We start from the raw sequence: 12,654 nt of genomic DNA, 5'->3' as shown, positions 1-12,654 counted from the left end.
AATTACCGTCAGATTAGGTGCGCTAATCAGGTTAATGCCGTCAAGAAACGTTCATTAAGTTCACGTGTGTGATAGAAAATTGCTTTGCCGAGGTGGTCAGCAGTCCATGTCACTGGCGGGTGATCTGGATAGTGATAATCACCACCGCAGAACACTTCAGAACGGTTGCCCGATGGGTCAAAAAAGTAGATAGTTTGGCCGTGTGTTAACCCGTGACGTGTTGGCCCAATATCCAAAGATGTATCTGTCATCGAGATAAGATCTGCGGCACGCAACACCTCCTCCCATGTATTCAGATAGAAAGATGCATGATGGAACTTACCTTTCTCAGGGTGCTTAATAAAAGCAACATCATGGGCTTTAAGAGAAGCCGTCAAGAACTGCGCTATACGTTCTCCATTCTCATCCAGAACCTGTTCAGCGATATCAAACCCTAGAACATCGCAAAACAGCTTTAATGATCCTTCTAGGTCATCTCCATACAATAGGCAATGATCAAAACGTGTCGCCTTCATACCTGTCAGTTCACGAGGCCAGGCTTCAGGGTTAACGGCAGATACACCCCATTTACCGGTTTGCTCTTTTGTAGCGAAAATCTCAAACATATGCCCTGTCGGAGAATCAAATCGTACTCGACGGCCACAACCATCCAGCTCATCGGCCGGAATATCTTCCACATTGCAACCAAAGGCAGCTAGCTCATCACGCAGTTGATCAACAACAGCCTCACTCACACATTTGTAGCTAACAAAATCCATACCGGGCTGATCTGCTTCACGAAGCACCACTGAAAACTTATCAACTTCAGTCCAACCCTTAAGGTAGACACGGCCCTGAGCATCACGATGCACCTCAATCAAGCCAATAAGGTCACGATAATGTTTCAACGCTTCTTCTATATCTAGCACCCGTAACTGGATATGCCCGGGACGCATAACTCCTTTTTTCATCAGAGAGTTCCTCTTATTTATTATTGTATTTAACCCATTCACGCTGGCGAGATTAGGCCTCGCCAACGAGGTTCTTATTATTTTTCAGATATGCTATCCACGATCAGGTCTGATTCAATTGTCAGGTCTTCTTGTGGAAAAACGCGACACGCCAGTACAAGACCTCGCTGTTCGTCAGACTCGCTCACATGCGCACGACTCATGCGTTTACTGATATAGCGGCCTTTGATCACACGAATTTTGCACATACCGCAACCACCACCACGACACCCCACTTTTATAGCCTGTGTACCGCTACGCTCCATCGACATCAGCAAGGAACACCCCTCTAGCGCAGTAAAGCTCCGCTGGTGATTAATAACCTCAACCTGGTACCTCTTCGCCATCAGCTTGCTGTCTGTCATAAATCCCTTGTAGCTAATAACTGTATTTATTATTTCGCTAAGTGGTTTTCTTTAATAAGGTATTCATTGCAACCGGTGTGCCATGCATGAGGCTGTTGACATCCCTCTTCTCATATAAAAAAATAACTTATTGATTAATAATAAATATTTTATAAATATGATTAATTAACCTGCGCTAGCTCCACACATAAAAACTTTACTTGTATAAATAAGTAGTGATCAAATCATCACTTTTTTATCTCTGTAATTAATGAATTGATTAAGCCGTGTTCTAAGCGACAGTAATAAAAAAGCCAGCACGATGGCTGACTTTAGGTATGATTTATTTTGTACATTAAATACGTTTAAACAATGCCGACCTAGTTTGCTCCTCACTACCATCTGCTGCAGTAAAGAAACGCTCCATATGGATATCACGTTCAAACAAACGCCCTTGCATCAATGTCGTGATCGCAGCATCAATCATAGGCGGGGGACCACATAAATAAGCCTTGTGGCCAGAAAAGCGATTATCAAAGAAAGATTTGGCTGCCTCATGCACATAACCATTAAACCCTTGCCAATTATCTTCAGCCAAAGGTGCATTAAGCGCTGGTATGTAATGAAAGTTTTCATGCTGCTGGTCAAGCGCTTCAAAAATCTCCCTGTTGTAAAGCTCTCCCACATTGCGAGCGCCCTGAAACAAATATATCTGACGCGAGTCACCCTCTTCGAGCATATCCAGAATCATTGATTGCGGACTAGAAAGGCCAGAACCACCCGCAATAAATATTGCGCCTTGCTGGTCAGACTTACGTACAAAAAATTGACCATAGGGCCCAGATACATCAAGCGTATCACCCAGCTCCAGATTTTCATGTAGCCATGTGGTACCGGCGCCCCCCTGCACATGACGTACATGCAGCTCCAGCACCTTATTGTCACCCGGTTTATTGGCGATAGAAAATGCACGAGAGCCTTCGACACCCGGAATACGTAGGTTAATATATTGCCCCGCTTGAAATTCCATCACTCTATCAAGCTTAAAGTGAATGCCTTTAATTGTAGGAGACAAGTCACGTATTTCAGTGACCGTACCAATCATGTCGTATACCGGGTTTCCCTGAAAATCTGGGTCGACGTCAATATCAGCTTCTATGACCATGTCTGACTCAGGCATAGCGCAACAGGCAAGTATTTTGCCTTCTTCACGCTCTACATCCATCAACGCAAAAGGTGATGCGTTACCTAAATCTGAATCCCCCTCTAACACCATTACTTTGCAAGTAGCGCAAGTTCCATGCCCGCAAGCAAATGGCAACCAAACTCCTTGACGTAATGCCGCATCAAGAATGGTCTGCCCCTCCTCAACCTCAATAACATCACCCGTCGGTTCAACCGTTACTTCATAAGTCATAATGGCCTCCCCTTATACTCCAGAATTCTGAAAACCCAGAAGTTCAGGCGTCTGAAAGCGTACTACCGACTTATGCCCGATCCCCTGATCTTGTAATGCAATATCAAGTTGTGGCGTGAACGGCTTACCGTCTAACAACCAACTCACGTTGCTCCAGTCAATTTTTTCCCATTCTGGATGTACACAGAAAGGATCTGGCATAACGCTTTCAAATAAAACACGAAATGGCATATCAGGCGGTAAAGGAAATGCAAACGGCGCACAAAACATTAAATGCTTGTCCCAACCCACATAAACAACTTGGTTACCATTAAAATTCTCAATTCGATCTTTGACCTCGCCGCTATAATTCGGCGTAATTGCATGTACTGGCATATTCTTTTATCCCCATGCTGAGACCACATCAGCGGTCTCTGTTGGTTTTTATTCTGTTATTAGGCTGTACCTTTCCACTCTTTCCAGCGCAACTCATCTGGCGAGCCTTTCATATCCATGTTGTCGGCACCCACATTGATACGATAGTAATCACGTAAAATATCCTCTACATCAGGACCACCGCAGTTACCCTGAAAAATTTGATGTACAGGCAACCACGACTGCACATATTTTTCCGGTTCATCATCAAAGATGTCTTTACAACCGTCTGAACAAAAGTGGTACTTATTTTCTTCATAGTCTGAGCTGCGATAACATGTCTGAGTTGGATCATCCATCTCAGTAAACAGCATTGGGATTTGACAAACAGTGCACAACTGCGGCAAGGCTTTGGTATAAAAACGTTCACCTTTAGCTTCCATTTCTTTGGCCATTTCCCAACGAGGACGGTAGTACTTATCGAAGGTATCTGGATACTTTTCGCTCAACCAATCCAGTTCTTCATCTGAAGGTATCCAGGTATGGAAACCGGTAGCATGACCATGCGTGTAAAAAGTCCACCACGCCTGATGCGAGATATGCTCTTTTTCTTTTTCGATAGTTTCAGCGTACTTAGGCATGCGGATACCGTAACGCGCTAAGTCTTTAAACAGTGCGCCACCCGCCTCCTCGAAATAGACCTCCCATGCTTCCTTCCAACTCATCACTTTATTTGGCAGCATGTAATCCATCATCATGGCAACAATAGTGAGCAGTCGCGTGCCGCGCCAGAACCATTTATCAATCCATTTTTGTACAATCGGCACATTATCTTCATGCTGCTCAAGCAAGAACTTGATGACCTCCAGCCCAAGTGTCATGTGGCGAGCTTCATCGGACTGCGCAGAAAAACCGAAAGTCACTGTTGCCATATCCCCGTTGTAAGCAGCACCTGACATAAAGGGCACAAACAATAGGTTAGTTAAGACATATTCAAATGAGAATCCGATGGCAACCATGAACTCAAAAGGCCCCGCTGCGCGCGCATCGTTAAAGAACGATTTAGGTACTGACAGATACCAAATGCGGTCATGCTGATGGCTGAACTCCTGAAATCCATCAAAAAACTTATTGTAATGACTCATTGCATGAATCTGAGTCTGGACGTGACGTAACTCATCAATGGATTGCATCTGACAAGCAACACGTGCACCAACACCGCCAAATTCACGCCCTGTCTGCGCAAACCCTTGGTATGCTTGATATTCAAGCGGCGACACCCCTGTCAGGAATATTTTGAGTGCATTGACATATCGCGGATCTGAAATATTGGTTTGTCCGTTATTTTGTGAAAAAGCATCCAATATCGCGTACAGTTTCTTCTCTTTCTCAGCTTGATATTTCCAATAACTATCCATAGTCAAACGAAATGGGTCTTCCCATTTTGACCAGTCAGTAATTTTTATTCCCTCGAACTCTTCGTAAGGAAACGCTTCTTTACGATCTTGGTAGGAGAACTCCCAATCCAAATCGCGCGTCAGCAAACGATATTTATCTTTTAAATTGAGCTTTTTAGCAGCCATGTCGAAGTACCTTTTTTATTATTAGTTCCAGGTAAGGCTCAGTTGATCATCTTCTTCGTCAACATTTCCACCCAGCGTAATTAGGTTCAAATGAAGCTCCTGAACATCCCACTCACGCCCTAGTTTTTCTTCCACCGTTTCACGCTTAACCACTAAAGAGTCTTCATTTTCAATGCGAATCATGGCCGGCATATGGATAACCGTTACGTCTGGATTATCCTCTTCAATAGCTTCCACGATGTAGCGTGATACATCATTATCTTGTAGTGCTATATAGACTTTTGACATGTAGAAACCCCTTACTTAATACCGGCCTTAGCCAATCGTTTATCCATAACCGAAAGCGCATCAGTCAATGCTTTTTCACTCAGCATTTCATTACAAAGAGGTGCAAATGCTTCGGCAGCCTTACCGCGCCACTTAGTAACCCAGCCAGAAATTAATAGCTGATTTTCGTCGGATTCTACCGCGGCCACTTTAATCACAGCGTCAACCCAGCGAGCGGTATCCTTATGCCAAACCCGCATAAACTCAGTCAACATCGCTACATCCTGCCCACCATTTTCAGCTAGTTTTTCATCCCACTGCTCATACACAAGATTGGCAACCAAATTATCGATGACAAAGTCCTGAGCGATCAGTAATTCAAACCAGTCTTTAGTCACCAACATCTCTTCACAAATAGCACGAACACCTTGCCAAATATCAGCAGACATCCATTGTGTTTTAGCCTCTACAAGCGAATCACCACTATTGCCATCTAGAATCAAACCTATACGAGATAGGTACTGAGCCATCCCAAGACGGTCCATACCATCAAACATCAGCGCCTGAGTAATCGCGGTTCCATATCCATAAGCAGCACCATAAACATTGTTTAAGTTGGCGGTATGCTCAACATGGCGAAACGGCACTAAAAAACGAATTAGACTGGCACGTAACTCTTCGCTAAGGTGGTCTGCAAGATTACGCTTTTCAAAAAAAGCATAATTGTTTTCAGCAGCCTCTTGCATTTTTGCGCGTTGCTGCACGTACGAGCCATAGTAAAATTGGCGTGGATCCTTGAAGGCATACCAATCATTCATCTGAATATCGGTACGACGCGGATCGTTGAGCTCTAAGTCAGGTTGCCACAAAGGACGATAATGGAAGTTAGTTTCTGATTGAACGTCATACGTAGCTTCCTGATAGCGAGTGGCTGGTTTGTCACCGAAACGGCGCTCTATATGCGCAAAGGTATGACGAACCGGCTCCAGCATCGAAGTTTTGATTTCAATGGTCATCGAACTTTTCCCAGCTGATAGTTACTGTTATGAAGGAGATTGAGCATGATTACTTGCCATGAGCGTATCTTCGCCGTAACGCCACTTTTTACTTTCGGCATCTACAATGGCGATCTGCTCATTGCTCATATGAACGACTGAATTACTCTTACAAAAAGCCTCAAACGCAAGCCGTGGCAATACAAGTTCAACGAACAATTCTGGAGCACCAATAGCAAAGTCGAATTCGACAAAAGGAACATCAGGGTTGCTGTGCACACGTACATACTTCTCTAATTGTTCAAACGAAGAGCCAATTTTTTTGTTATTAGTCACAAGTATTGATTTGCTCATTACGAATAGCCCCTGTGGCATTAATCATCTCACTAGAACCTAGAGCAACCGTTGTGCCATAATTTAATAACAACCTTATTTAAAAGAACCAATAAATATAACTATTTGTTTAATAAAGAAAATAAAATAAAATAATAAAAAACAACTGAAGTAAGTCAACGCCAGATATGAGTTCATCAATATTTACTCATCTCAGCAAATGATTAAAAAACCACCTTGCTCATTTGATCATTTGATCACTCACAACGCCTAGAAAGAGAAAAATTAAAACACGCGGTCAAATCGAATTAGCAAGACCGAGAGCTTATGACTTGATTAAAAACCATTCGACAATCATCAAGAAAATACTCCATAATAATTTCCATACAGTCTAAGTTGGTATAAAAATAATAATGTCTAAACAACCTGAACTTCAGTTTCCCGGCAGTGAGGATCTCCTGTCACAACTTCACTTTGATCATGAAAACGGAAAAATCTGGTTTAATGAGCAAAGGATGTTATTGATTCACGCAAGCGTGATGGGCTTACTACGAAAAGAACTTATTGAGACCTTAGGTGTTCAAAGAGCACGAGGTTTTTTAATGCGGTTTGGCTACCACTCTGGTTGGAAAGATGCTGAGCTTGTTAGCAAGATAAGACCGGATTTGTCAAAAAAGCAGTCTTTCTACATGGGGCCGCAATTACACATCATAAAAGGCATGGTGAATGTCAAACCTACTTCTCTTGATTTCGATCTAGATAGCGGCACGTTTGACGGAGAATTCGACTGGTTCGACTCTTATGAAGCAGAAATCCACCTCCAGGAATGCGGTATTTCAGAGGACCCTATTTGCTGGACACTGATCGGATATGCCAGTGGATATACTACTTACTATATGGGGCGCCAAATCATCTTTAAGGAGTCAATGTGCAAAGGTGCTGGTGCGGATCATTGCCATATCATTGGAAAGCCTGTTGAAGAGTGGGAAGACTCTGTTGAGCTTGAAAGCATGCTGCTCCCTGACCCTATCGCCGAAGAACTATTTTCATTACAAAGCCAACTAAGTGAGCTTCGTGCTAACTTTGGCAACAGCGAAAAAGAGGGAGATTCATTACTCAACTCAGTGGGTCAATCATCAACTTTTCGAAATGCCTGCCAACTAATTCACAAAGCATCAACTAGCAAAGTCACTGTATTACTGCAGGGTGAAACCGGCGTAGGTAAAGAAATATTTGCCCGCGGACTCCATCAAAGTTCGGATCGCTCCGATAAACCTTTTATAGCGGTTAATTGTGCCTGTATTTCACCAGACCTTATCGAGGCCGAACTATTTGGTGTAGAGAAAGGCGCCTTTACTGGTGCTACACAATCTCGCGAAGGGCGCTTTGAACGTGCGAACGGAGGCACTCTTTTTCTTGATGAAGTTGTTGATCTTTCAGCTCGCGCGCAAGCCTCTTTGCTTAGAGTTCTACAAGAAAGCGAGCTAGAAAGAGTGGGTGATAACCGTACCCGCTTTATTGATGTGAGAGTAGTTGCTGCGGCCAACATCAATTTAGAAAAAGCAGTACAAGATGGTGTGTTTCGTGAAGACCTTTACTATCGTCTTAATATTTATCCAGTACACATCCCTCCCCTGCGTGAACGCGGTGAAGATATCCCGTTACTGATCAATCACTTTTTAGAGAAGTATCATAACTTCTACAACAAGAGAACGCTGGGTGTTTCAGATATGGCTATGCAAGCATTGATGGAATACAAGTGGCCGGGCAATATTCGTGAATTGGAAAATATGATAGAACGCGGTGTAATCCTCAGTGAAAACAATCACACTATTGGCTTAGATTCATTTTTCCCCTCATTATCAGAGCCCAGCCATCCACTTAATATCATGAGTAAACGTGCTCTAGATGCATCACCTCAAATAACGAATAGCGAGACGGATAACTCCAAAAGCAACTCTTACAAGAGCATCTGTAAAGAGCTATTAAATAATAGTGTAAATCTTGATGAGTTTGAGTCGGCTCTGTTATTAGAGGCGATGGAGCAATCCCAAGGAAATATTTCAAAAGCGGCACGTTTACTAGGAATAACTCGCCCGCAACTCGCCTACCGATTAAAAAAACTGGAAAGTTAAACTATCAGTAAAAGTCATTTTATTTTTTAAAGTGACCTTTCTACTATTTAAGCAAGACACCTAAACTCCCTTCAGGAAGCTTCTCTAAAGACACTTTACTGCAAGCCTTAAGCAAGATGAGTTTTTTAGTTTCCAATTCATTCAATGTCATGCGCTCTGCCAAACGTAGATACCGTGTCACCATTTTAAGGCGCTCTTCTCGACGGGTGGATTCTTGTTTTGCAGATTCTAGAAATAACTGCGCTAAGTTAAGCAATGCCCGTGAGTTTTTGGGATCATTTTCAATGGCTAAACCAAAGTAACGAATTGCCTGAGGAACCTTGTCTGCAAGGTAATGCTTAACACCTAAGCGATTCACTCGAATACTCATTTCTGGGTCATGCGTATGCCCCTTAGGCTTATCCTTCTCTGGAGCGGGTCGCTCCTCGAGAATAGGTAAACGGTCGCCTATTATATCCAACAACTCTCTTTGCAAATCTAGCGATTGATCAAGCTGCCCTGCAAGCTTAGATGCCTCACCCATGTAGCGGTTTGCATCATCCTCATTGCCCATATCACTACTTAACTGACTGCGTAAGAGCGCAGCCTTAACCTTAAGGGCTTTATCTTTGGGGTACTGGTAACTTGCAGTATTTAGCAATTCATCAAATTGCCCCTGAAGGCCTACTTGCTCACTTTCAGGAAGCTCTGCCATTTCTAATCGACGAATGTTAGCTAAACGTAAGAAGGGCTCAGGGGAGCTATAACAACTATCTCGTCCTAATGAGATAGACTTCCGGTATGCTCCTTCAGCCAACTCTAATGTTTTTGTATAAACTGCAACCCTGCCAAGTTCCATTTGCCTTAACAGACTTAGTGGGGATTTTTGAGTAGCATCTTTTAATGTATCTTGCACGGGAATTAGTTCACCCTCATGCTCATACAATTTAGCGAGTAAATCATAAGCAGATAAAAAAAGCGGAAACTTCGCGACAAGCTTAATGAGCAGAGGTTTTGCAATAGAGTATTTACCTTGCCCCATACAGGCTTGTGCAAGACATAAGCCACTCTCTTTTTCTTTATGATGCGTAAAGCGCTGCTTAAAAAAACGTTCGGCTTCTTCAAAACGATTTAGTTGTAGCAGCAACTTTCCTTTCGTCATCTGTACGTAATCATAATCACTTCCAGATAACTCAATTTGATCACAAGCTTTAACCGCCATATCTAGCTGACCGCGCTCCACAAGCGCATCCACTTCGCGTAACGCATCCTTACGAAATATCACTGAATCTAATCTTGATTTAAGCTCGTCCATTGAAAAGGGTTTGGTTAACAACGCATCAGGCTGATTATCAATAGCATGTAATATGACTTCTTGCGAGGAATCTCCTGTCATAAACATCCAGCAAGCCTCAGGTTTTATATAACCAAGAAAGCGAGACTCTTCAAGTAATTGCAAACCCGTTAGCGGGTCACTTCCATTATGCCCTAATAGGATAATATCAAAGGCTCCATCTTTGATCAGTTCCAATACGTGACTATTAATAGTTACCGCCTGGATATTGGCAATTCCTAACTGCCTTAACATGTAAACAATTGTCGAACGCATGTTTCCACTGCTTTCGATCAACAGGACACGCTTACTAGAGTAGTCAATCTTCGGCGGGTGCACTAAATCAGCAATCCTTCTGCAAGAATAAAGTTTTCAGGTCATAGTATAGGAGCCATTGATGGCGGGGGGAAGGAGTCAGTAGTTTACTCAAAAAAAACACCGGCGAGGGTGAACACGCGGTGTCTAATACAGTTCTATGCTGTGGTTAACATCTTATCTTTACACGTACTTAAGACCCATGACCTAAATCAAGAAAAAGTCGACTACACGCATATTTAGACCTTCGGCTAAGCAGTCCATAATGCTGTTTTCCAGTACACTGATAAAAAAGAATGAGAGTTGAAGGGAATATGACAACTACTTTTATTACCCATGACGATTGTGGTCTTCATAATATGGGACCTGAACATCCAGAAAGCCCAATTAGACTATTAGCAATACGCAAGGTCCTTGAAAGGACGGGGTTAATTCAGCAATTAGAAACTATGCAATCTATTCATGTTACTCCTGAACAGATAGCAATGGCACACGCCTCACTCCATCAAAAACGCTTAGAAATGAAACTGCCTGAAGAAGGCATCGTTTATGCAGATGAAGATACAGCCTTATGTCCTGATTCTTTACATGCAGCAAGCTTAGCCGCTGGCTCAACAATCCTTGCCACTAACCGAGTGCTTGCAGGTAAAACTGATAATGCTTTTTGTGCGGTAAGGCCGCCAGGGCACCATGCTGAGCATAATACACCGATGGGGTTTTGCTTTTTCAACAACGTGGCTATAGGTGCAATGCAAGCATTGCAGCATCCACAAGTTAACCGTGTGGCTGTTGTCGATTTTGATGTACACCATTGCAACGGTACGGTTGATATATTTAAAGATAAGCCCGAAGTGCTAGTTTGCTCGACTTTTCAGCACCCTTACTATCCTGAGAGATATTGTGATATTCAACGACCAAACATCGTTAACTGCCCAATGCCTGCTCACAGCGATAGCGCATTTTTTAGAAATATAGTTGAGAAGCACTGGCTGCCTGCATTACAAAACCACAAACCTGATATGATTTTTATCTCAGCAGGCTTCGATGCTCATCACGAAGACCCCATGGCAGACATAAACTTAAATGAGGACGATTATCGCTGGGTAACCAAACTCCTCATGGACGTAGCCCGCGTATATTCTCAAGGTCGTTTAGTGTCTGTATTAGAAGGTGGCTACAACCCTGTAGCACTAGCATTTAGTGTTGAAGCTCATGTGGAAACACTGGCGGGTTATTAATATTTATCGTACACACTTAGAAACAAAAAAGGCCGCTCAATGAGCGGCCTTTTTATTTACTTTGAAACTATTAGCCAACAAACTTAATCATAACGCCTGCAGCAACCGCAGAACCGATTACACCTGCAACGTTTGGCCCCATAGCGTGCATCAACAAGAAGTTTTGAGAGTTAGCCTCAAGGCCCAACTTGTTCGAAACACGAGCTGCCATAGGTACAGCAGATACACCAGCAGATCCAATCAATGGATTGATAGAGTTACCACCTGCCAGTTTGTTCATAAACTTAGCCATTAAGATACCCATCGCAGTACCGATACCAAAAGCAACAATACCTAGTACTAAGATACCTAATGTCTCTATATCCAGGAATTTATCAGCGGAAAGTTTAGATCCAACTGAAAGCCCCAAGAAGATAGTAACAATATTGATCAATGCATTTTGTGCAGTATCACTTAAGCGATCAACAACACCACATTCACGCATTAGGTTACCGAAACAGAACATACCCAACAGAGGCGCAGCATCTGGCAGCAACATAGCTACCAATATTAGCAGCGACAATGGGAATAAGATTTTCTCTAACTTCGAGATATGGCGCAGCTGCACCATTTGGATCTTACGCTCAGCTTCCGTTGTTAAAGCACGCATAATAGGCGGTTGGATCAAAGGAACAAGCGCCATGTACGAATATGCAGCTACTGCAATTGCACCCAGCAATTGAGGAGACAACAAGCTCGCCACATAGATCGCCGTAGGACCATCAGCCCCACCAATGATACCAATAGCAGCAGCATCTTGAATGCTGAAGTCCATTAATCCCATGCTCGTCAGAGTCACAGCACCCAGTACAGTAGCAAAAATACCAAACTGTGCAGCGGCGCCTAAAAACAAGGTTTTAGGATTCGCTAACAAGGGGCCGAAGTCCGTCATTGCGCCCACACCCATGAAAATAATCAAAGGTGCTGCACCTGAAGCGATCGCTACTGTATAAAAGTTATACAGCATGCCGTTATTGAAGCTATTATCGTTTGCAAACAGTGTCGCCGCCGCATGCACACTAGCACTAGAGGTATGATATGCATGTAAAACATCATGCGGATCAACACTCGCAATACCTAGAATACCTGCAAGGCCCGATAACAACTCAGGGGTAGCAAAATGTACCGCATTTTCTACTGCAGAAAATGCCAACCCTGCTTCTGGAATATTTGCCAGAATGCCACCAAAACCTATTGGAACAAGCAATAGAGGCTCAAAGTTTTTACGAATCGCCAAGTAAAGCAGCAATAGACCGACAACGATCATTGCAAATTGCCCTACCGAAATATTATAAATACCTGAGGCTAGCCACAGGTCGAGAAGCTTATCCAT

The 12,654-nt window shown here is 43.1% G+C and carries 12 protein-coding genes; 2 read left to right on the top strand and 10 right to left on the bottom strand.

Annotated features, from left to right (window positions below; genetic code table 11):
• Positions 1-26: 26 nt before the first annotated feature.
• The 8 genes from NEJAP_RS03420 to NEJAP_RS03385 form a co-directional block, all read right to left on the bottom strand.
• On the bottom strand, positions 27-950 hold the full coding sequence (locus NEJAP_RS03420) for a catechol 2,3-dioxygenase (RefSeq protein WP_201349304.1): 924 nt from the start codon (positions 948-950) through the stop codon (positions 27-29).
• A gap of 77 nt (positions 951-1,027) precedes the next feature.
• Positions 1,028-1,354: a 2Fe-2S iron-sulfur cluster-binding protein gene (locus NEJAP_RS03415; RefSeq protein WP_201349303.1), complete on the bottom strand. Its 327-nt coding sequence runs from the start codon at positions 1,352-1,354 to the stop codon at positions 1,028-1,030.
• Between the two features lie 334 nt (positions 1,355-1,688).
• Entirely contained in the window at positions 1,689-2,750 is a 1,062-nt protein-coding gene (locus NEJAP_RS03410) for an NADH:ubiquinone reductase (Na(+)-transporting) subunit F (RefSeq protein WP_201349302.1), read from the bottom strand.
• 12 nt (positions 2,751-2,762) lie between these two features.
• On the bottom strand, positions 2,763-3,125 hold the full coding sequence (locus NEJAP_RS03405; protein ID WP_201349301.1) for a phenol hydroxylase subunit P4: 363 nt from the start codon (positions 3,123-3,125) through the stop codon (positions 2,763-2,765).
• Positions 3,126-3,184: 59 nt separating this feature from the next.
• Complete coding sequence (locus NEJAP_RS03400; protein WP_201349300.1) at positions 3,185-4,687, bottom strand: aromatic/alkene/methane monooxygenase hydroxylase/oxygenase subunit alpha; 1,503 nt, start codon at positions 4,685-4,687, stop codon at positions 3,185-3,187.
• 21 nt (positions 4,688-4,708) lie between these two features.
• Positions 4,709-4,975: an MmoB/DmpM family protein gene (locus NEJAP_RS03395; protein WP_201349299.1), complete on the bottom strand. Its 267-nt coding sequence runs from the start codon at positions 4,973-4,975 to the stop codon at positions 4,709-4,711.
• An 11-nt stretch (positions 4,976-4,986) separates the two neighbouring features.
• Positions 4,987-5,970: an aromatic/alkene monooxygenase hydroxylase subunit beta gene (locus tag NEJAP_RS03390; protein ID WP_201349298.1), complete on the bottom strand. Its 984-nt coding sequence runs from the start codon at positions 5,968-5,970 to the stop codon at positions 4,987-4,989.
• A 27-nt stretch (positions 5,971-5,997) separates the two neighbouring features.
• Positions 5,998-6,303: a phenol hydroxylase subunit gene (locus tag NEJAP_RS03385; protein ID WP_201349297.1), complete on the bottom strand. Its 306-nt coding sequence runs from the start codon at positions 6,301-6,303 to the stop codon at positions 5,998-6,000.
• A gap of 392 nt (positions 6,304-6,695) precedes the next feature.
• Between NEJAP_RS03385 and NEJAP_RS03380 the strand changes: the two genes are divergently transcribed.
• A complete protein-coding gene (locus NEJAP_RS03380; RefSeq protein ID WP_201349296.1) occupies positions 6,696-8,417 on the top strand; it encodes a sigma-54-dependent Fis family transcriptional regulator in 1,722 nt (573 codons plus the stop codon).
• A gap of 43 nt (positions 8,418-8,460) precedes the next feature.
• Here the strand turns inward: NEJAP_RS03380 and NEJAP_RS03375 are convergent, their stop codons facing one another.
• Complete coding sequence (locus NEJAP_RS03375; RefSeq protein ID WP_201349295.1) at positions 8,461-10,068, bottom strand: response regulator; 1,608 nt, start codon at positions 10,066-10,068, stop codon at positions 8,461-8,463.
• Positions 10,069-10,358: 290 nt separating this feature from the next.
• Here NEJAP_RS03375 and NEJAP_RS03370 point away from each other — a divergent pair, with 290 nt between their 5' ends.
• Entirely contained in the window at positions 10,359-11,282 is a 924-nt protein-coding gene (locus NEJAP_RS03370; RefSeq protein WP_201349294.1) for a histone deacetylase family protein, read from the top strand.
• A 70-nt stretch (positions 11,283-11,352) separates the two neighbouring features.
• On the opposite strand, the gene NEJAP_RS03365 is transcribed toward NEJAP_RS03370, so the two are convergent.
• Complete coding sequence (locus NEJAP_RS03365) at positions 11,353-12,654, bottom strand: sodium ion-translocating decarboxylase subunit beta (RefSeq protein ID WP_201349293.1); 1,302 nt, start codon at positions 12,652-12,654, stop codon at positions 11,353-11,355.

It is taken from the genome of Neptunomonas japonica JAMM 1380 (assembly GCF_016592555.1).
In the GTDB taxonomy this organism is placed as follows: domain Bacteria; phylum Pseudomonadota; class Gammaproteobacteria; order Pseudomonadales; family Balneatricaceae; genus Neptunomonas; species Neptunomonas japonica_A.
The sequence above is the reverse complement of the archived record's forward strand: the minus strand, read 5'-3'. Positions and strand labels throughout refer to the sequence as shown.